The organism is Polaribacter sp. (assembly GCF_049276715.1).
In the GTDB taxonomy this organism is placed as follows: Bacteria; Bacteroidota; Bacteroidia; order Flavobacteriales; family Flavobacteriaceae; genus Polaribacter.
Window position 1 is genome coordinate 30,825 of the sequence record NZ_JBASWY010000033.1, and the last position, 22,025, is coordinate 52,849.

A 22,025-nucleotide genomic window follows, 5' to 3' on the forward strand; every position below is an offset into this window, starting at 1 on the left:
TATTTTTTACCACTTTGCAACAGAAGCATTAAAAATATCTTGGGTAATTCTCTCTATTATTTCATCTAATGCATTTTCTAAAACGCTGCCTGTTAATTGAGCATTTGCAGTAAAATCAGAATAAAAAGAGAAGTTTTTTTCAAAATCATCTTTTTCAACTAATTTATTTGTAAAACGAACATTTACAGTTACAGTTAATCTGTTTTGAGCCGCAGTTTGATCTGCTGTTCCACTTAAAGGTGTTACTCTAAAGTCTGTTATTTCTCCATTAAAATGCAGATCACCATTAGAATTTGTGAGTGTTAAATTTGTTTGACGTGTAAATAAATCTTGCAAATCGTTTGTAAAACGTTGTGTTAAGGCTGGTTCTACTAAAGGCGCATTATTTGGAAAAAAGTCGATTTGAATTGTTTTTGCTTCACCCGTATTTCCACCTGTAAAAGAATAGGCTCCACAAGAAATTATCAGAACTGAACTGATAAAAAACAATAAGGGAAAAAGTAATTTTTTCATATTTTTAAGTGTTATCGATAGAATTTCGATAAAAATCGAAATTACTCGAACTGACAATCTGTTTTCAATTTTAAACAACTAAAAGATTACCCAAATAAACATTTTTATAAATCATATTGTTTAATTTTTCTGTATAATGTTCTTTCAGAAATGCCCAATTCTTTCGCGGCTAATTTACGCTTATTATTATTTTTTTCTAAAGACCTTTTAATCATTTCAATTTCTTTTTCTTGTAAAGATAAAGATTCGTCTTCTTCGATAGTCTCAATAAAATCATAATCTTTGTTAGTTGATGATTTTTGAGGAATATTTAGCACTTCAATATCGTGTTCTCTTAACTCTTTATCACCGTAAATTTTTTCCAATAAATGATGATTTTCCTCTTGCACTTCCTCTATATTTCCACTTTTCATCAAATCTAAAGTTAGTTTCTTTAAATCATTAATGTCATTACGCATATCAAATAAAATCTTATACATAATGTCACGTTCTGTAGAAAAATCGTTTTCCTTTCTACCACCAATTACAGCTGGTAAATTGCCTTTGTTGTTTGGTAAATATTGCTGTAACTTTAGGGCATTGATTGTTCTTTCTTCTTCGATTACAGAAATTTGTTCTGCTAAATTTTTAAGTTGACGAATGTTTCCTGGAAAGCGATAATTTAATAGCATTTGAATGGCATTATCGTCTAAACGAATAGAAGGCATTCTATATTTTTGGGCAAAATCTGCAGCAAATTTTCGAAACAATAAATGAATATCATCTTTTCGATTTCTTAAAGGTGGCAAATGAATTTCTACGGTACTTAATCTGTAGTATAAATCTTCTCGAAAGCGTTCTTTGTTGATAGCATCTTGCATGTTTACATTGGTGGCTGCCACAATTCGAACATTGGTTTTAAGTACTTTAGAGGATCCTACTTTTATAAATTCGCCATTTTCTAAAACACGTAACAAACGAACTTGAGTGGTTAATGGTAGTTCACCAACTTCATCTAAAAAAATGGTACCACCATCTGCAACTTCGAAATACCCTTTTCTGTCTTGAGTTGCTCCTGTAAAAGAGCCTTTTTCGTGACCAAAAAGCTCACTATCTATAGTTCCTTCTGGAATTGCACCACAGTTTACAGCGATATATTTTGCATGTTTTCTGTGCGATAATTGATGAATTATTTTTGGAATATTTTCTTTACCCACACCACTTTCTCCAGTTACCAACACAGAAATATCTGTGGGTGCAACTCTTACAGCTTTTTCTAAAGCTCTATTAAGATGAATATCGTTACCAATAATTCCAAAACGTTGTTTTAATGCTTGTATGTTTTCCATTTTTTATTTCTCTATATATTCAGAAACACCTTTTTCTTTTTTTCCATTTAACCATTGCCAATCCAGTTTTAAAAGAATTTTATTTTCTTTTGTTAAACTTACTTTGGCAATTGCTTTTCCTGCTTTTAATTCGTTTTCTGTTGTTACACATTGATATATCATATTCAAAATATCATCATCAAGCGTTGCAATTATTTTTCCGTATTTAATAGTTCCTCCAGCATAATCTGCAGTTACTAAATTTCCTTTTTGTTGATATTTAAAAACTGTTTCAGAATTTACTTTTCCGCTTTTTGAATTTTCTAGTACATAGAAAGTTTTGTTATGGAAGTTAAATACAGTCATTTTAAATTAATAATAGATGAACAATTAGCTTTTATAAAGCACTGTTTTTGCAAATATGTTTAGCCCTGATTGAAGCGACATCCTTTTTTTATTTTTCTTAAAAAAAGATATAGCGTAAAGCAGGAAATAGCTTCTAATTATTATCAGAATACCCAACAACAGTTCCTTTTAAGGTTGCTGAGGTACAATCCTCTATTTTTACCATTACAAAATCGCCTAATTTATAATCGCCTTTTTCAAAAACAGCTACAGTATTTTGTGTATTTCTACCTTTCCATTCATTTGGGTTTTTCTTGGAAGTGCCTTCAATTAAAAACTCTTCCGTTTTTCCTAAATGTTGTTGTGTTCTATATAAAGCGTGTTCTTGTTGTAAATCTATTACTTCTTGTAATCTTCTTTTTTTAACTTCTTCAGGTACATTATCTTCCATTTTATTGCCTGCTAAAGTTCCTGGTCTTTCAGAATAAGCGAACATAAAACCGAAATCGTATTTTACATATCGCATTAATTCTAAAGTGTCTTTATGATCTTGTTCAGTTTCGCCACAAAAACCAACAATCATATCTTGACTTAAAGACATTTCTGGAATAATTTTAAAAATGTTATCCACCAATTCCATGTATTCTTCTCGCGTATGTTGTCTGTTCATGGCTTTTAACATGGCATTACTTCCACTTTGAACAGGTAAATGCAAGTATTTACAAATGTTTTTATGTTTTGCCATTACATGAATCACATCTAAACTCATGTCTTGAGGATTGGATGTTGAAAAACGAAAACGTGTTTTTGGGAATTTGGTTGCACACATATCTAACAATTCTGCAAAACCTACAGCAGTTGCTTGTTGCATTTCAGAAGCTTTTTTAAAGTCTTTCTTTAAACCTCCTCCATACCATAAAAAACTATCTACATTTTGTCCAAGAAGTGTAATTTCTTTATAGTTTTTATCAACCATAGATTGAATTTCTTCTAAAATACTTTTTGGATCACGACTTCTTTCTCGTCCACGAGTAAAAGGAACTACACAAAAAGTACACATATTATCACAACCTCTTGTAATAGAAACAAAAGCTGTAACTCCATTAGAATTTAATCTTACAGGAGAAATGTCGCCATAAGTTTCATCTTTTGACAGAATAACATTTACAGCATCTCTACCTTCATAAACTTCTTCTAACAAATTTGGTAGATCTTTATAAGCATCAGGCCCAACAACTAAGTCAACAATTTTTTCTTCTTCTAAAAACTTCTCTTTTAAGCGTTCAGCCATGCAGCCTAAAACACCCACTTTCATGTTTTTGTTTATTTGTTTTACAGCATTGTATTTCTGTAATCTTTTACGAACAGATGTTTCTGCTTTTTCGCGAATTGAACAAGTATTTACCAATACTAAATCTGCCTCTTCTAAAATATTTGTAGTGTTGTAGCCCTCTTTATCTAAAATTGCAGCAACAATTTCACTGTCATTCATATTCATTTGACAGCCATAGCTTTCTATGAATAATTTCTTAGTGTTTTCTTTTCTATTTTCGGTTACAAGCGCTTTTCCTTGTATTTTTTCGTCGATAATTTTTTCTATTGATTCCATCTGTAAATTTATCATTTAGAGGTGGGCAAAGATATAACCAATTTTATATTTATATGACAAATTGGCAGAAAAATAATCTTGTATTTTTGTTAATTATTTACTGAAAATTCTCGAAATTATTTTTTTTAACAAAAAACTACATACTTTTGCAATCCAGAAACCAGCAATTAACGTTGCGTTTTTGGAGCAAAAAAATATAAATGGCGAAAAATTTAGTAATAGTAGAGTCACCTGCAAAAGCAAAAACGATAGAGAAATTTCTTGGTAAAGATTATCAAGTAGAATCGAGTTATGGGCATATTGCAGATTTACCAAGCAAAGAATTAGGGATAGATGTAGAAGGAGATTTTAGTCCAAATTATATAGTTTCCGATGATAAGAAAGCAATTGTTAAAAAATTAAAATCTTTAGCAAAAAAAGCAGAAACTGTTTGGTTAGCAAGTGATGAGGATAGAGAAGGAGAAGCAATTGCATGGCATTTAAAAGAGCAATTAGAATTAAAAGATTCGAATACAAAACGTATTGTTTTTCATGAAATTACTAAAAAAGCCATTTTAAAAGCAGTCGAAAATCCTAGAGATATAGACTATAATATGGTAAATGCACAACAGGCACGTAGAGTTTTAGACAGGCTTGTTGGTTATGAATTATCGCCAGTTTTATGGCGTAAAGTAAAAGGAGGTTTATCTGCAGGTAGAGTGCAATCTGTAGCAGTAAGATTAATTGTAGAAAGAGAAAGAAGTATTCAAGAATTTACTGCAGAGACACATTATAAGGTAGTTGCAGAATTTTCTAATAACGAAGGCAAAACTTTTAAAGCAACGATTCCTAAGAATTTCGATTCTAAAAAAGAGGCTGAAAGTTTTTTAAAATCGTGTGCAAAAGCAGATTTTTCAATTGCAGATTTAACCAAAAAACCAGCAAAAAAATCGCCAGCTGCACCTTTTACAACATCAACTTTACAACAAGAAGCCTCTAGAAAATTAGGTTTTCCTGTTGGCAAAACAATGCAAGTTGCACAGCGTTTATACGAAGAAGGTTTAATAACTTATATGAGAACAGATAGTGTAAATTTATCTGTAGATGCAAGAAATGAGGCTGAAGAAGAAATTACAGCTTTTTATGGAAAAGAGTTTAGCAAACAACGTGTTTTTAAGTCGAAAGCAAAAGGAGCGCAAGAAGCCCATGAAGCGATTAGACCAACAAACATGAAAATGCATTCTGTAAATGTTGAATACGACCAAGATAGATTATATGATTTAATTTGGAAAAGAACCTTGGCTTCGCAAATGAGTGATGCAGAGTTAGAACGCACAAACATCAAAATAGAAAATTCTGAGAATTCAAAAATCTTTACTGCGAATGGAGAAATGATAAAATTCGAAGGATTTTTAAAAGTATATTTAGAGGGAATAGATGATGATGAAGAAGAACAAGCAGGAATGTTACCGAATTTAAAAGTAAACGAAAGTTTAGCATACACTTTTATAAATGCAACCCAGCGCTTTACAAGTCCTCCTTACAGATTTACGGAAGCATCTTTAGTAAAACAATTAGAAGAGCTAGGTATTGGACGCCCATCAACTTACGCACCAACAATTTCTACAGTTCAAAGAAGAGGTTATGTAGAAAAAGGACAAAATGAAGGTTTAGAGAGAGAATATCAACAATTAATTTTATCAAATGGAAATGTAAAAAGTCAAACTTTGACTGAGAAAACTGGCTCTGATAAAAACAAATTAATACCTACAGACATAGGTAATATTGTAAATGATTTCTTGGTGGCTAATTTCTCTAATATTTTAGATTTTGGTTTTACAGCAAAAGTAGAAAACTCTTTTGATGATATTTCTGAAGGTAATGAAGATTGGATAGAAATGATTAAAGGTTTTTACACCAAATTTCATGACAATGTAGAAGATGTAAAAGAAAATGCAGATAGAGAAAGTGGAGAACGTATTTTAGGAAAACACCCAGTTTCTGGCAAAACAGTTTTAGTAAGACTTGGAAAATTTGGACCTATTGCACAAATTGGGGCTCCAGAAGATGAAGAAAAAGAATTTGCAAGCTTAAATACAGACCAGAATTTAGGTACAATAACCATGGAAGAAGCTCTAGAATTATTTTTGCTTCCAAAAACTTTAGGTACGTACGAAGGTGAAGAAGTTATTGTTTCTAATGGTCGTTTTGGACCTTATGTAAAATTCGGTTCTATGTTTGTTTCTTTAGATAATGGAGAAAACCCAATGGAAGTAGATTTGCCAAGGGCCAAAGAATTAATTATTTTAAAGCAAGAAGCAGATGCGCCTATTGCACATTATGAAAAATTACCTGTACAAAAAGGTGTTGGACGTTTTGGACCTTTCATTAAATGGAATTCAATGTTTATCAACGTAAGTAGAAAATACGATTTTGATAATTTATCTGAAGACGATATTATTGAATTGATTGAAACAAAAAAACAAAAAGAAATAGATAAAGTTATTCATAATTGGGAAGACGTTGGAATTCGTGTAGAAAAAGCAAGATGGGGTCGATTTAATGTTTTAAAAGGAAAAATTAAAATAGAGTTGCCCAAAACAACTGAGATCGAAAAATTATCGAAAGAAGAAGCAGTTGCAATGATAGAAGCAAAAACTCCAAAAAAGAAAGTAACAAAAAGAAAAACAGCTAAAAAGAAATAAAGATTTTATTATCTTGCGTACCCAATAAAAAAATTGATGAATCACGATTTTTTAGTCCCAGTAAATGATGCAGCTTTGGCTCATTTGGTACTGCATTCCCCAAAATGTTTGGGAAAAAATATACGGATTCATAATTTTCAACAAAGTTTTCCAGATTTAGAAGATGTTAAAATTGCCATATTTGGGGTACAAGAAGATAGAAATTCTGAAAATAATTTTGGTTGTGGAGAGAATCTTCATTTTATTCGAAGAAAGTTTTATGAATTATTTCCAGGTGATTGGAATGTAGAAATTGCAGATCTAGGCAATGTTTTAAAAGGCGAGTCTGTGACTGACACCTATTTTGCAGTTGCAGAAATTATTACAGAATTGTTAGATAGAGACATTATTCCAATAATTATTGGTGGAGGTCAAGATATTACTTACGTAAATTACAGAGCTTACGATAAAAGAGAGCAAACCTTAAATATAACCACTGTAGATAGTAGATTTGATTTGGGAAATGCTGATGATGAGTTAACATCACAATCCTATTTAACGAAAATATTTATGCAAACTCCTAGTAATTTATTCAATTATTGCAATGTTGGTTATCAAACTTACTTTAATTCACAAGAAGAAATAGAGCTGTTAGACGATTTATTTTTTGATGCATACAGATTAGGAGTTGCAAAAGAATTAGAAAATATAGAACCCGCATTTAGAAATGCAGATATTGTATCTATAGATATTGGTGCTGTAAGACAAAGTGAAGCTCCTGCCAATAATAATGCTTCTCCAAATGGCTTTTATGGCGAAGAAATTTGTGCCATTTCTAGATATGCAGGTTTAAGTGATAAAGTGTCTTCTTTTGGTATTTACGAATACAATTCGAAGCTCGACAATAATTTTCAAACAGCAAGTTTAATAGCCCAAATGATTTGGTATTTTATTGAAGGTGTGAATTCTAGAGTAAAAGATTACCCTTTTTCTGGAAAAGAAAATTATCAAAAATTCACAGTGCTTTTATTAGAGGACGATCCAATAATATTTTATAAAAGTAATAAAACAGGAAGATGGTGGATGGAGATAAATATTTTATCAGATAATAAATACAAAAGACATGCGTTAATACCATGTACATATAAAGATTACACAGACGCAACAAAGCAAATAATACCAGAAAGATGGTATAAAGCCATGAAAAAAATGATGTAATTAAATAAATAGTAAATTAACTACGTTAAAAACACTCTCAAGATTGTATTTTAGCAAAAAAAATAATAGGTTTACGGACTTTTAGTAAAGACAAAATAAAATATGAAGAAAGCAGCAATATTTGCACTTTTAATAACCGTTTTTTACAGCTGTGGTTCTAATGACAGAGGAGAATTGGTTGGAGTAAAATCTAAGAAAAAATGGTTTTCAGAAAAACCTTATGGAATGGCATTGATTCCTGGAGGTTCTTTTACCATGGGTAAACAAGATCAAGATATATTAGGTACGCTTAACACTCCTACAAAAACAGTTACAGTTCGTCCTTATTTTATGGATGAAACTGAAGTTACCAATAACGAGTACAAAGAATTTGTATTTTGGGTAAGAGATTCTGTAGTTAGAACAAAATTAGCCTACCAAGCAGAGTTTGCAGCTTTGGGAGCAACTCCAGATCCTCAAGGAAGAGGTCGTACTTCAGGTATTCAAAGTTATGCTTTTAAAGCATCAGATACTGCAAATGCGAGTGCTTATCAAAAATATATGTATGATAATTACTACAGTTTTGATACTATTCAGCCTTTAAATTGGGATGAAGAAATTGTTTGGAAAAAAGAAGATTTTCCAGATGCAGATTATGTTGAGGTAATGGATTCTCTATACATAAGCAAGGAAGATGCAGTAGATGGAATTAGAACTTTTAACACAAAGTATTTAAAATACAAATACTCTTGGTTTGATAGAGATAATGCTGCTAGAAAAGGTGGAGACAGAAAAGATTTTGTTCAAACAGAAGTGTTAAACATATATCCAGATACAACAGTTTGGGTAAAAGATTTTAATTATTCTTATAACGACCCAATGCACCAAGATTATTTTTATCATCAATCTTATGGAGATTATCCTGTAGTAGGTGTAACTTGGGGACAAGCAAATGCATTTTGCAACTGGAGAACTAAAAAGAAAAATGATTTTTTAAGAGGGAAAAAAGGAGCTACTCAAGTTCCAGATTTTAGGCTACCAACAGAAGCAGAATGGGAATATGCAGCAAGAGGAGGTTTAGAATTTGCAACTTATCCTTGGGGAACAGGTAGCACAACAAGTGATCGAGGTTGTTTTCTAGCAAACTTTAAACCAGTAAGAGGTAATTATGCTGTAGATGGCTCTTTATATACTGTTGAAGCAGAATCCTATAATGCAAACGATTATGGTTTGTACAATATGGCTGGTAATGTTTCTGAGTGGACAAATACAGCATATAATTTATCTTCTTATTACATGGCTTCTACTATGAATCCGAATGTTGAAGATAGAAAAAATAAAAGAAAAATAATTAGAGGTGGTTCTTGGAAAGATGTTGCATATTATTTAGAAGTTGCTTCTAGAGATTACGAATATGCAGATACTGCAAGAAGTTACATTGGTTTTAGAACCGTTCAAAATTATATAGGAACAACGAACAAGTAAAAAATAAACTAAACAAAAAAAATTAAATTAAAAAATGGCACAATCTAGATCTTATAAAAGAGGAATGAATTTCGTTTACGGAATGGGAGCAGCAGTTGTAATTATTGGAGCATTATTTAAAATTCAACACTATTCTATTGGTCCTTTAACTGGAGGAGTAATGTTAACAATAGGTTTAGTAGTAGAGGCAATCGTATTTGCAATATCTGCATTCGACGCTCCAGATGATGATTTAGATTGGACAAAAGTATATCCAGAATTGGGTCAAGATGGTTTTTCATCTGAAGATAAAATAGGAGCAGAAGGTTTATTAGCTCAAAAATTAGACGTTTTATTACAGGAAGCAAAAATTGATTCTTCTTTGATGGAAAGTTTAGGAAATAGCATGAAAAACTTTCAAGGGGCAGCAGAAGGCTTATCTGCAGCATCAGAATCTATTTCATCAACAAATAAATACAATGAGCAAGTTTCTATGGCAGCTGTTCAAATGGAAACTTTAAACAGCTTGTATAAAGTACAAGTTGAAAACTCTACAAAACAAGCTGAAATAAATTCAGCGGTTGTAGAAAATACTGAAAGATTAAAAGAGCAAATGGAGTCTTTAGCCAAAAATTTATCTTCATTAAATGGAGTTTATGGAGGAATGTTATCTGCAATGTCTAGCAAATAATTAGTATAATAAATATATAAATCTAAAAAACTAATTAAAAAATGGCAGGAGGAAAAATGTCACCAAGGCAGAAAATGATTAACCTGATGTATCTTGTATTTATTGCAATGTTGGCAATGAACATGAGTAAAGAGGTATTGTCTGCATTTGGTTTTATGAACGAGAAGCTCGATAAAAATAATGTTTCTACGACAGAAAAAAACAACGAAGCGTATGCGAATTTGGCTACAAAAGCTAGTGAACAAAAAGAGAAATTTGGAAAACTAAACGCACAAGCAAACGAAATAAAGAAATATTCTGCAGATTTTTATTCTTATTTAGGAGAATTAAAGACTAAAATGACTACAGATATAGAAGATAAAACAGACTATGAATCTATGGATAAAACAGATTTTCTAGATACTTATTTCTTTAAAGGGGATGCTTATACTGCAGAAGGTCAAGAATTTATCGATAAAGTTAATGGTTACAGAACAAATGTTAGTAACACATTAGGTGAAAATAATAAATTCGAAACGGTTTTAAATGAAAGATTTAATACAGAAGTAGAAATTGATAGTGATGGAAAAGAAATTCCTTGGTTAAAATATAGATATGAAGGTTTTCCTTTGGTAGCCTCTTTAACTAATCTTACTCAAATGCAAGCTGACATTAAAAATACAGAATCTGATATTGTTTCTGCATTGTTAGGTGGTAAATTAGAAGAAGCATTATCTTTAAATAATTACACAGGTATAGTTAGATTAAATAAAACTGCTTATTTCGCAGGTGAAAGAGTTACAGGAGAAGTTGTATTAGGAAGATATGATGCTTCATTAGTGCCAGATAAAGTAATTTTAAATGGAGCTGATGCAACAAATGCAGTAAAAAATGGTCAAGTTATAATTGATATGGCAGCTGGTAATGTTGGAGAAAAAAACATAAAAGGTACTATATTTTTTACAGAAAATGGTGAAGAAATTCCTGTAAATTTTGAAAGTAAATATTCTGTAATTGCTGAACCTAGTTCTGCTGTTGTTTCTGCAGATAAAATGAATGTGGTGTACAGAGGTCTAGACAATCCAATTTCTGTTTCTTTACCAGGTGTTGGAGATAATAATTTAAAAGTTTCAGCTTCTGGAGGTGCCTTATCAGGTAGTGGAAGTAAATACAGTTTAAGACCTGCAGGTGGAGACGTTGCAACAATTAACGTAAGTGCAACATTAAGTAGTGGTAAAACCGTGAATTCTAAAGCAACATTTAGAATTAAAGATATACCTGCAGCAACAGGTATGGTTAGAGGCCAATTTGGAACAGTTAGAATGCCGAAATCTAGTTTAGGAAATTCACCTATAACAGCAGGTATTCCAGATTTTGAATTCGAGTTAAATATTAACGTAGTAAGTTTTAAAATTAAAGTTCCAGGAGAATTAACTATTATTGTTAATGGCTCTACTTTAAGTGCAGCAGCTAAGAAAGTTTTAGAAAAAGCAAATAGAGGTGATATTATAAATATTTATGATATTAAGGCTACAGCAAATGGCTACGATTTGAAACAAGTTTTACCTGTTAGTATAGAGTTAACAAACTAAAACAACAAACATTATGTTTAAAAAAAGTTTAGTATTATTTTACATTTTTCTAGTTGCAGGTATTTCCAATGCACAAATTAATATTTTAAATGCAAAATCTGTTGATGAAATAGGAAAGAAAAATGAAAAACAAATTGAAGCAGATAACGATGGCCCAATTCCTTATGGCTATGTAGATGATAGAGATGTGATGTGGTCTAAAGTAGTTTGGGAGTTTGTAGATTTAAATCAGAAAATAAATTTACCTTATTATTTTCCAATAGACACTACAAATATTTCTTCAGATAGAAGATCTTTATTCGATACTTTACTAAAAGGTATCAAACAAGGCAAAATTACAGAAGCATATTCAGATTCTTTTTTTACATCAAAAATTACAAGTGATGAAATAGAATCTCGTTTGGTAAATGTGCGTGAAGTAAATGGATATAGTGATACTTACAGAATACAAACAGAAGACGTGGGTGGTTACATGCTAAAAGGAATGTGGTATTTTGACAAGCGCCAAGGAGAAATGAAATACAGGTTATTAGCAATCGCTCCAATGGGTAAAGATGTGCAAACTTTAGGTTTAGAAGATATTGAAGACGAGAAGTTGTACGAATTATTCTGGATTTTCTTCCCATCTGCAAGAGAAGTTTTGCATGAGTCTAAAGTATTCAATCCAATGAATGCTTCTCATCCAATTTCTTACGATCATTTATTAAATGCAAGAAGATTTAGTTCTGTAATTGTTAGAGAAGAAAATATTTATGGCAATAGAGCCATAGAAGATTATGTTAGAGGTAATTCTTTATTTCAACTTCTAGAAGCGGATAAAATAAAAGAAGACATTCGAGACAGAGAAATCGATATGTGGAACTACTAATTTTTACCAAAAAATATATTTAAAACGTTTGCGAAAGCAAGCGTTTTTTTATTTGGAGCTATTTCCTGCTTTTCGCACTCGCTTTTTTTCGTTCCTCAAAAAGAGCTCAAACAATTGCTACAATCAGGGCTAGACATGTTTACAATTTTTCAGAAAACTATTTATTTAATACAAAACTTAAGTACTTTTACACTGTGAAAGTAGATTATATTATAGTTGGTTTAGGTTTAGCTGGTTTGGCTTTTGCAGAAGAATTAGTTGCTGCAAAAAAAACGTTTATGGTTTTTGAAGATGTTTCTCAAACCTCTTCTTTGGTTGCAGGAGGTGTTTACAATCCTGTAATTTTAAAAAGATTTACATTAGCTTGGAATGCCAAAGAGCAATTGGAAATAGCAATGCCTTTTTATCAAAAATTAGAAGAAAAATTCAATACAAAGTTCGATGAAAAGTTTGCTACAAAAAAGGTTTTTAAATCTATAGAAGAACAGAATAATTGGTTTGAAGCTTTAGATAAGCCAGAATTAAACACCTATTTAGATGCTAAAATAGACCATCAAAAACGAGATGCTATTCTTGGAGATTTTGGATATGGAAATGTAAAAGAAACAGGTTGGATAAATACCAAAAAACTTATAAATACTTACAGAGATTATTTAGAAAGCGAATCTATAATTAGATTCGAAAAGTTCGAACATGAGCTAATAAAGTTTAGAAAAGACAACCTAGAATACAAAGATATTTCCGTTGGCAAAATTGTTTTTTGCGAAGGTTTTGGAATGACTAAAAATTTATTTTTTAATTACCTGCCCTTAAATGAAGTAAAAGGCGAACTAATTATTATTCACACTCCAGAATTAAAAATAAATTTTCAACTGAAATCATCTTTATTCGTTTTTCCTCTAGGAAATGATTTATATAAAGTGGGTGCCACTTTTAATTGGGATGATAAAACTTCGAACATTACTGAAGAAGCGAAAAACGAGCTAATAGAAAAATTAAAAAAAGTAATTTCTGTTCCTTATAAAATACTGGATCAAACTGCAGGAATTAGACCAACTGTGAGAGATCGAAGACCTTTAGTAGGTGTGCAACCTGCATATCCAAATTTAGCTATTTTAAACGGGTTAGGAACAAGAGGAGTTATGATTGCTCCAACAGTTGCGAAACAATTGTTTAATCACTTAGAAAATAATACAGACTTAGACCCAGAAATAAACATCAAAAGATTTGAATAACTTACCACTTCAAACTCCCTACTTCAATCTTCCCACTTCATCCTCATAACTCACAAACATATTTATCCAAAGAATTCTAGACAATCGCAAATTAACAGGTGCTAAAACAAAGAGAGCAATAATTATACTTAAAAAAGATTGCAATAAACTTAGTTCAAAACCCAATTTTGCAATTATAAAAACTACAATAGAAATACCAACAGTAATTCCATAATTTACATACATGGCACCATAAAAAAACGAAGGTTCTAGCATGTATTTTAAATTACAATTCGAACAATTATCGTGAATTTTAGTAATTTTTGATGGATTAAAAGTGAAGCCATATTTAAAAAAATCTCCCTTTTGGCATTTTGGGCATTTGCCATTAACAATACTATAGATTTTTGTACCTTTTTTAAACATCAGAAACTATTTTTTTAATTAGTTTTGCACTCTACAAAATTACTCAAAAATTAATGTTAAACGTACATAATTTAACAGTTTCCTTTATGGGAACAGACTTGTTTTCAGGCATCACTTTTAAATTGAATAAAGGCGATAGAATAGGATTGATTGGAAAAAATGGTGCAGGAAAATCTACGCTTTTAAAAGTGCTTTCTAAAGATATAGAAACCAGTGGAGGTACTATGGCTTTTGATAAAGATGTTCGAATTGGTTTTCTTAGACAAGATATCGATTTTGTGGAAGGACGAACTATTTTAGAAGAAGCTTACCAAGCTTTCGAAGAAATTAAAGAAATTGAGTTAGAGTTAGAGGAAATTAATATTCAGTTAACTACCAGAACTGATTACGAAAGTGATTCTTACACAGAATTGATTCAGAATTTAACAGACAAACAAGAGCGTTACGAACTTTTAGGAGGTTATAATTATCAAGGAGATACAGAGAAAATTCTGCAAGGTTTAGGTTTTCAAAGAGAAGATTTTGATAAATTGACAGATACTTTTTCTGGAGGTTGGAGAATGCGTATAGAATTGGCAAAACTGCTTTTACAGAATAATGATATTTTATTATTAGATGAGCCAACCAACCACTTAGATATCGAATCTATTATTTGGTTAGAGAACTTTTTAAAAACCTATGCAGGCGCAATAGTTTTGGTTTCGCATGATAAAATGTTTTTAGATAATGTAACCAATAGAACTATTGAAATTTCTTTAGGACAAATTTACGATTACAAAAAACCATATTCTGAATTCTTATTGTTAAGAGGAGAAATCAAGGAAAAACAATTACAAGCTCAAAAAAATCAAGAGAAAGAAATAAAAGCCAAGCAACTATTAATAGACAAGTTTAAGGCAAAAGCGAGTAAAGCTTCTATGGCTCAATCTTTAATGAAACAATTAGATAAAGTTGAGAGAATTGAAGTAGATCAAGATGATAATGCAGCCATGAATGTGCGTTTTGCAATCTCTAAAGAGCCAGGTAAAATTATTGTAGAAGCAGAAAATTTGTCTAAAAGCTATGGAGACAAACACGTTTTAGAAGGAGTTGATTTATTAATTGAAAGAAATAGCAAAATTGCTTTTGTTGGTCAAAATGGACAAGGGAAATCTACTTTAGCAAAAATGATGGTTGGTGAAATTCCGTTTAAAGGTCATTTAAAATTAGGGCATAATGTACAAGTTGGATATTTTGCGCAGAATCAATCAGAATATTTACCACCAGAAAAAACGGTGTTAGAAATTATGGAAGATGCTGCCACAGATGGCAACAGAATGCGTGTTAGAGACATGTTGGGTTCGTTTCTTTTTGGAGGTGATGCTGTAGATAAAAAAGCAAAAGTACTTTCTGGAGGAGAAAGAAACAGATTGGCTTTATGTAAATTATTACTGCAACCATTCAATGTTTTAATCATGGATGAGCCAACAAACCACTTAGATATTGCCTCTAAAACTGTTTTAAAAGAAGCGTTGAAGAACTTTAATGGAACTTTAATTGTGGTTTCTCACGATCGTGAATTTTTACAAGGATTAACTTCAACTGTGTATGGCTTTAAAGACAAAGTGATTAAAGAATATTTAGGAGATATTGATTATTTCTTAGAAGAGCATAAAATGGAAAGTTTACGTGAAGCTGAGAAAAGAACCGTTGTAAAAGTTGAAAAAGCAGTTGTTAAAAATGATGATGTTTTATCTAAAGAAGAAGAAAAAGACCTTAGAAAATTAAAAAATAAATTATCGAATATAGAAACTGAAATTTCAGATTTAGAAAAAGAAATCGAAAAAATAGATTTAGAATTGGCAAAAAACTATGATGAAGTTTCAGCCAGACCTAACTTTTTTCAAAAATACAAAGCTAAAAAAGCAAAAGTAGATTCTTTAATGGAAGAATGGGAAAAGATTGAAGCTGAAGTTGGTAGTTTTACTTAAAATAAGAAACTATTAAATTTATAGTTTTTTATTTGTTATTTATGGATGTTGTGCATAGATTTTATTTATCTGTGTCATCTTCATCATTATTATCTTTTTCAGTTTCTTTAAATTTTTTCAATAGTTGTTCTATTAGTTTTTTTCTGTAGAGTTCAGATGAAAGCTTTATTACTTTTTCTTCTTCTTCTATCATTTCTTTAGTAACAGGTATTTCTAAATATTGAAAAGCTCTTGATAATTTATCTGTTAACACTAATTTTCTTTGTTGACTAATTCGTTGTTTAAATTCTTGTTTTAGCCAATCATTAAGGTATGATTCGTTTTCGTGAATAGCACCAAAATCAGTATCTCGAGTCACTATTATAATATGTTTTTTAGAAGTTTCAGCACATTTAATTATCCATTCCCAATTCACTGCGTCTCCAATAGAATTGTCACTGTTTTTTCTAGGTGGATATCCTAACATAAATCTTTTAAGAGCCAGCCTCCTAATTGTGAATCTTTGTTTGTTTTCTCTGTTTAAATTAAAATCACATTTATGTTTAAACACTTTTTGAAGCTTTTTAAAAACTTCATCATTTTGATTCGGATTGGTTAATATTTTATCAATCTTTTCTTTCAATTTTTTTTGTTGGATATCAATTTCTTTTTTTTGCTTTTTGATCATTTCAACAGCTTTGGAATCTGAAAGAATTGCTGGAACACTTAAATTGACATTATTGATTTTCTTAACTTCAGTAATTGATTCAAGAATTGCAGATTGGCGATTCTTTTTATATTCCATTTCTACTTGACTAGTAACAATAAGTTGATCCTTATGTTTTTCTATTAATTCTAAATACTTTAAAGAAACATCTGTTCTTCGAATTCTATAAAAATCTAGTAATATATTTGTGTCAATGAATATTAAAGCATCTAATTTTTCAATTTTCTTTTTCGCCATATTGTTTTTAAAATTATGCCCAACTCATTATAAAATAACTTTTATTACTCATATCCCATAAATTAAATAGGTTATTATAATTTTTAAATTACTGTTGCTTTGTAAATTTAAACAATTTAATTTTTTTTAATTTCTTTTTTCCTCCCAAAATACCACATTAAAATTCCTCCAGTAATAAACATCCAAATGGCATAAGCACCAATTGGGATGCCCATTTCTACATTGTTTAAAATTGAAGCAGCAATAACAAAGGCTAAAGTTCCATTTTGAATACCACTTTCAATGGTAATAGAAATTCTACTTTTTAAGTCTAATTTAAATAGTTTTGCTGTAAAATATCCTAAGCTCATTGTAATTAGATTTAAAAGTAGGGTAACCAAACCAGCTTTTTTCATACCATCTATTAGCATGTCTTTATTAGCAGCTAAAACTGCTGCAAATACCAATATAAAAATAACTGTAGATGCCATTCTCATTGGTTTTTCCATTCTCATGGCAAAACTTGTTTTAAACTTTCGAATTAGCATTCCAATAGATATTGGAATAACTGTAATGACCATAATTTGTAAAATAGTATCTAAAATTGGGAGTTTAATTTCTGTAGTTGTATTTGTACCAAAATAGGCCAATGCATAAGATAATATAAAAGGAATCAATAAAATGCTTATAAAACTAGCAATAGCAGTTAATGTGACAGATAGTGCAATATTTCCTTTACAAACTTGGGTGATTAAATTACTTGTTGGTCCTCCAGGACAAGCAGCAAGTATAATTAAACCAACAGCCATTATTGGGTCTAAATTAAATACAATAGCCAATAAAAAACCAACAATAGGCAATAAAATTAGTTGATTTGTCAATCCAATAAAAATGGCTTTTGGATATTTGAAAATCCGTTTAAAATCATCAGGAATTAAAGTCATTCCCATTCCTAACATTATAATTGCCAATGATAATGGTAAAAATACTTTACTTATTAATTCTGCTGTATCCATATAGTATCATTTAGTTCATCAGGTTCTTTGTTCTGAAAACACAAAAACCTTATCAATAAAGATAAGGTTTTTTGTTTTTTAATTAATTTTTAAATCTATTTAGGATCTAAAATCATATCAATTCTATCAACAACATCTTGTAAATGGTAACGTGTTATAGTGTTTCCTTTGTAAGAAGCTGCTTTTGCATCACGTTGAATTCTTTTCAATTCTCCTCTTGCCACAGATTTCACATCAGATTGATTGATGGTAATTCCTGTTTGCTTAAAGTAACCACTGTTAGCATCTCTCTGATCTTTTGCCTCATTTAACAAATAGTTTAATCTGTCTAAATGCGCTCTTTGTAAGTTTCTTCTGTAAGTGTCTATAGACTGACCATTATAAATTTCTGTCCAAACACCTTTGCGTAAATCGCTCATCATATCAACCAAAGTATAGGCTTTAGTTCCATTTAAAGTTTCGTTTTCTATCATTCTAGCCATTCTACCAGCATCTAAAATATTATTTAGAGTTCTTGCTTGTAAACCACGAACTCTTTCAATAGCTCCAGAAAACTCAATTTTGCTAAAAATATTTTCGTCTAACATCCAAGTTGGAGTTTCGAATAAATTATCAATCACAAATTGTAAAGCTTCTTTCTGAACTGCTTTATCTACATGTGTATAAACTGCTCCTGCTTGATCTGTTGTTTTGTAGTATTCATAAACACCACCAACATTTGCAGAAACATGTCCCATATATCTGTTAAATTGACCCAATAACTGATCGTACATTGTAGAAAGCTCTTCGTAAGTTTCACCTTTTTCTGATGTCCATTTTTCTAAATTGGGTAAAATTCTTTTCAAGTTTTTAATACCATACATAGATGCTTTCATGGCATCATCACCCAAATCTTCTGTTTGCGAACTTGGATCTACAACACCTCCAGCTTGTTGATGACCAAATCTATACATTGGGTCTCCTGCATGTGCTAAAATCCAAGAATCTAAAGTTTCTTTTTCTGTTTTAGAATCTTTATCTAAAATAGGTCTGTATCCCCAAGAAATTGCATATTTATCATAAATACCAATATTTGGCATTAAAGCAACTCCTTTATCTTCTGGCTGTGCAACATAATTAAAACGTGCATAATCCATAATAGAAGGTGCAGTTCCAAACTTTTGAGTAAAACTTGCAGAACGTAAAGAATCTACAGGATAAGCCACAGAACTTCCCATATTATGTGGTAATCCTAAGGTATGACCAACTTCGTGAGAAGATACAAACTGAACCAAACGCCCCATAACATCTGTTTTAAAACTGTTACTTCTTGCATCATCATTAATAGCTGCTGTTTGAATAAAATACCAATTGTGTAACAAAGTCATTACATTGTGATACCAGTTAATATCCGATTCTAAAATTTCTCCAGAACGTGGATCACTCACATGAGGGCCGTTTGCATTTGGAATTGGTGATGCTAAATAACGCACCACAGAATAACGCACATCTTCAGGGCTCCAATCTGGATCCTCTTCTTTCGTTGGTGGATCTTTTGCAATAATAGCCTCTTTAAAACCAGCTGCTTCAAATGCAACTTGCCAATCGTTAATACCTTGTTTGATGAAAGGAACCCATTCTTTTGGAGTTGCTCTATCAACATAATATACAATTTGTTTTTTTGGCACTACTAATTCACCTCTTTTAAATTTTTCGATGTCTTCATCTTTTACTTCTAATCTCCATCTATCTAAATAGGTAACAGTTTTTGTTTTTTGAACCTCTAAACCATAATCTGTTTGTCTTGATGTAAACCATCCAACTCTTTCATCAAAATAACGTCTTTGCATTGGTACTTTTGGTAACAAAATCATAGAATTACTCATTTCTACAGTAATAGAACCTGCACTTGCATTGGAAGGCGGATTATTTGCAAAATACGTTTTTACGTTTCTAATTTCTATATTTTCTGGATAACTACTTATTCTCTCTATGTAAGAACGGTCTTTATCCATTCTTGTAATTTGATATCCTTTTCTTCTTCTATCAGGAAACCCCAAAGGTTTAACATCATCATTAAAAAAAGTTGAGGCATCAATTACAGTAGAAGTCGAGTCTTTGCCATATGCTTTTATTGGAAAAGAGTAAAGGATTGGTTCTAAATTAGAGTTTACAACAGCTTCATGAACGGGTAAAATAGAATCTGCAACAACATCATAAGAAACGATTCTTAATAAAATATTGTTGTTCTTTTTTTCCCAACGTAAAACTTGTTCGTTTGTTTTTCCTCCACCAAAACCAATTCCACTTGCAGTTTTAGCAATTCTAGTAACCATTAACATTTCTCTTTTTAAAAGAGAATCTGGAATTTCGAATAAATAAGAATCATCATTTTGATGCACATGAAACAAACCTTTGTCTGTTTTAAATTCTTTGGTAACTACTTTACCATAAGGTTGAATTCCTCCTTTTTTTGCAGCAGGTGCAGCAGGTTTAACTGCCTCCGTTTTTTTGACATTTTTTTTGTTTTTTTTCTCTTTTCTTTGTGAACTAACATCTAAAGAAAAGGCAAAAACAAAAGCAACCAATGTAAGTTGTGCTAGTATTTTTTTTGTCATTATAAATTTGATTTGAATTCCGCCGAAATTACGCAAACAATACATGTGTTTTTCATAAAGTTATGTTAAAGGGAATTTAGTTAACATAAAAAAACCTTCAATAAATTTGAAGGTTTTTAAATATTAAAAAATTGTTGAATTTATAAATGAAATGCAGCTTTAACTTTATCTACATAATCTAATTTTTCCCAAGTAAAAGTTTCTACTTCTTCAGAAACAGTTTCGCCCATAGGATTTGTAAATGTTACTGTTTTAACCTCTGGGGTTCTACCCATGTGACCATAAGCAGCAGTTTCTGAATAAATAGGTGTTCTTAATTTTAGGCGTTTTTCGATAAAATAAGGACGCATATCAAAAATACTTTCTACTATTTTACTAATTTCTCCATCCGTTAAATGAACTGTTGATGTACCATAAGTATCTACATTTATGCTGGTTGGTTTTGCAACCCCAATAGCGTAAGAAACTTGTACTAAAACTTCTTTACACAAACCAGCAGCTACCAAATTTTTAGCAATATGTCTGGTTGCATAAGCTCCAGATCTATCTACTTTACTTGGATCTTTTCCAGAAAAAGCTCCTCCACCATGAGCACCTTTTCCACCATAGGTATCTACAATAATTTTTCGTCCTGTTAAACCTGTATCTCCATGAGGCCCACCAATTACAAAAACACCTGTTGGGTTAATATGATATGTAATATTGTCTGTAAATAATTTTTGAATATGTGCAGGTAATTTTGCCACAACTCTAGGAATTAAAATTGATTTTATATCAGAATTAATTTTTTCTAACATTTTATCTTCAGCAATTTTTTTATCGCTTATTTTTTCTGATGATGATTTTATAAAATCGTCATGTTGTGTAGAAATTACAATGGCATCAATTCTTTGAGGTACATTATCATCAGAATATTCTATAGTAACTTGGCTTTTTGCATCTGGTCTTAGGTAAGGAATCTCTTTATTTTCTCTTCTTAATTCAGCCAATTCTTTTAATAGCCTGTGAGATAACTCTAAAGCTAAAGGCATATAATTCTCAGTTTCATCAGTTGCATAACCAAACATCATTCCTTGGTCTCCTGCACCTTGTTCTTCTGGGTTCGCTCTATCAACTCCTTGGTTTATATCTGGTGATTGTTCATGAATTGCAGACAGAACTCCACAAGAATTTCCATCGAACATATACGCACTTTTCGTGTAACCAATTTTATTGATAACGTCTCTAGCAATTTTTTGTACGTCTAAATACGTTTCAGATTTCACTTCTCCAGCCAAAATAACTTGTCCAGTTGTTACTAAAGTTTCACAAGCAACTTTGCTGTTTTTGTCAAAAGCTAAAAAATTATCAATCAAAGCATCAGAAATTTGATCTGCAACTTTATCTGGATGTCCTTCAGAAACGCTTTCTGAGGTAAATAAATATGACATAAAATTCTTTTTTATTTTTTAAAATAAGAATTATTTGAAGGATAAAAATTGATTGCTGAATTGCTAAAAGAAGTAGATAATTACTGCTTTAGCTTTTTGTTCTGCTGAACTTGTTTCAGTATCTTAAACAAATCAACAAAGAGGTTGCAATCAGTTCAAATTTTTCCTCTTAATTCTGATGCAAAGTTACATTTAAAAATTATAATCAAACATTTTTTTGTT

The 22,025-nt window shown here is 30.9% G+C and carries 17 protein-coding genes; 8 read left to right on the forward strand and 9 right to left on the reverse strand.

Translation table 11 applies throughout. The features are described 5' to 3' along the window. Positions 1-6: 6 nt before the first annotated feature. The 4 genes from WAO74_RS09350 to miaB all read right to left on the reverse strand — a co-directional run bounded on the left by WAO74_RS09350 (position 7) and on the right by miaB (position 3,774). The gene (locus WAO74_RS09350; protein ID WP_422161505.1) at positions 7-513 is read right to left on the reverse strand and encodes an LptE family protein; all 507 of its coding nucleotides are present in this window, start codon (positions 511-513) and stop codon (positions 7-9) included. Between the two features lie 104 nt (positions 514-617). Continuing rightward, positions 618-1,841 carry a sigma-54 interaction domain-containing protein gene (locus WAO74_RS09355; protein WP_422161506.1) on the reverse strand — a complete coding sequence of 408 codons (1,224 nt, stop codon included), beginning with the start codon at positions 1,839-1,841 and terminating at the stop codon, positions 618-620. Between the two features lie 3 nt (positions 1,842-1,844). Beyond that, positions 1,845-2,186: a hypothetical protein gene (locus WAO74_RS09360; RefSeq protein ID WP_422161508.1), complete on the reverse strand. Its 342-nt coding sequence runs from the start codon at positions 2,184-2,186 to the stop codon at positions 1,845-1,847. A 133-nt stretch (positions 2,187-2,319) separates the two neighbouring features. Beyond that, a complete protein-coding gene (miaB, locus tag WAO74_RS09365; RefSeq protein ID WP_422161510.1) occupies positions 2,320-3,774 on the reverse strand; it encodes a tRNA (N6-isopentenyl adenosine(37)-C2)-methylthiotransferase MiaB in 1,455 nt (484 codons plus the stop codon). Positions 3,775-3,974: 200 nt separating this feature from the next. Between miaB and topA the strand changes: the two genes are divergently transcribed. The 7 genes from topA (at position 3,975) to WAO74_RS09400 (ending at position 13,463) form a co-directional block, all read left to right on the forward strand. Next, the gene (gene topA / locus WAO74_RS09370; RefSeq protein ID WP_422161512.1) at positions 3,975-6,458 is read left to right on the forward strand and encodes a type I DNA topoisomerase; all 2,484 of its coding nucleotides are present in this window, start codon (positions 3,975-3,977) and stop codon (positions 6,456-6,458) included. Positions 6,459-6,494: 36 nt separating this feature from the next. Next, positions 6,495-7,655: a formimidoylglutamase gene (locus WAO74_RS09375; protein WP_422161514.1), complete on the forward strand. Its 1,161-nt coding sequence runs from the start codon at positions 6,495-6,497 to the stop codon at positions 7,653-7,655. 102 nt (positions 7,656-7,757) lie between these two features. Next, entirely contained in the window at positions 7,758-9,119 is a 1,362-nt protein-coding gene (gene gldK, locus WAO74_RS09380) for a gliding motility lipoprotein GldK (RefSeq protein ID WP_422161515.1), read from the forward strand. Positions 9,120-9,153: 34 nt separating this feature from the next. Then, the gene (gldL, locus tag WAO74_RS09385) at positions 9,154-9,789 is read left to right on the forward strand and encodes a gliding motility protein GldL (protein ID WP_422161517.1); all 636 of its coding nucleotides are present in this window, start codon (positions 9,154-9,156) and stop codon (positions 9,787-9,789) included. Between the two features lie 41 nt (positions 9,790-9,830). Then, positions 9,831-11,360, forward strand: a complete 1,530-nt coding sequence (gene gldM / locus WAO74_RS09390; protein WP_422161518.1) for a gliding motility protein GldM — start codon at positions 9,831-9,833, stop codon at positions 11,358-11,360. 13 nt (positions 11,361-11,373) lie between these two features. Continuing rightward, positions 11,374-12,228 (forward strand): gliding motility protein GldN, encoded by an 855-nt coding sequence (gene gldN, locus WAO74_RS09395; protein ID WP_422161520.1) that lies wholly within the window; start codon positions 11,374-11,376, stop codon positions 12,226-12,228. Positions 12,229-12,422: 194 nt separating this feature from the next. Then, positions 12,423-13,463 carry an NAD(P)/FAD-dependent oxidoreductase gene (locus WAO74_RS09400; protein ID WP_422161521.1) on the forward strand — a complete coding sequence of 347 codons (1,041 nt, stop codon included), beginning with the start codon at positions 12,423-12,425 and terminating at the stop codon, positions 13,461-13,463. Positions 13,464-13,481: 18 nt separating this feature from the next. Here WAO74_RS09400 and WAO74_RS09405 read toward each other — a convergent pair whose 3' ends face one another. Beyond that, positions 13,482-13,868, reverse strand: coding sequence for a DUF983 domain-containing protein (locus WAO74_RS09405; RefSeq protein ID WP_422161523.1), 387 nt, complete (start codon positions 13,866-13,868; stop codon positions 13,482-13,484). Between the two features lie 53 nt (positions 13,869-13,921). Here WAO74_RS09405 and WAO74_RS09410 point away from each other — a divergent pair, with 53 nt between their 5' ends. Then, entirely contained in the window at positions 13,922-15,838 is a 1,917-nt protein-coding gene (locus WAO74_RS09410; protein ID WP_422161524.1) for an ABC-F family ATP-binding cassette domain-containing protein, read from the forward strand. A 61-nt stretch (positions 15,839-15,899) separates the two neighbouring features. Here the strand turns inward: WAO74_RS09410 and WAO74_RS09415 are convergent, their stop codons facing one another. The 4 genes from WAO74_RS09415 to metK all read right to left on the reverse strand — a co-directional run bounded on the left by WAO74_RS09415 (position 15,900) and on the right by metK (position 21,803). Beyond that, positions 15,900-16,781, reverse strand: a complete 882-nt coding sequence (locus WAO74_RS09415; RefSeq protein WP_422161526.1) for a PIN domain-containing protein — start codon at positions 16,779-16,781, stop codon at positions 15,900-15,902. A gap of 116 nt (positions 16,782-16,897) precedes the next feature. Next, the gene (locus tag WAO74_RS09420; protein ID WP_422161528.1) at positions 16,898-17,776 is read right to left on the reverse strand and encodes a bile acid:sodium symporter family protein; all 879 of its coding nucleotides are present in this window, start codon (positions 17,774-17,776) and stop codon (positions 16,898-16,900) included. Positions 17,777-17,871: 95 nt separating this feature from the next. Further along, positions 17,872-20,373 (reverse strand): zinc-dependent metalloprotease, encoded by a 2,502-nt coding sequence (locus tag WAO74_RS09425; protein ID WP_422161530.1) that lies wholly within the window; start codon positions 20,371-20,373, stop codon positions 17,872-17,874. A gap of 140 nt (positions 20,374-20,513) precedes the next feature. After that, the gene (gene metK, locus WAO74_RS09430; protein WP_422161532.1) at positions 20,514-21,803 is read right to left on the reverse strand and encodes a methionine adenosyltransferase; all 1,290 of its coding nucleotides are present in this window, start codon (positions 21,801-21,803) and stop codon (positions 20,514-20,516) included. Positions 21,804-22,025: the final 222 nt, after the last annotated feature.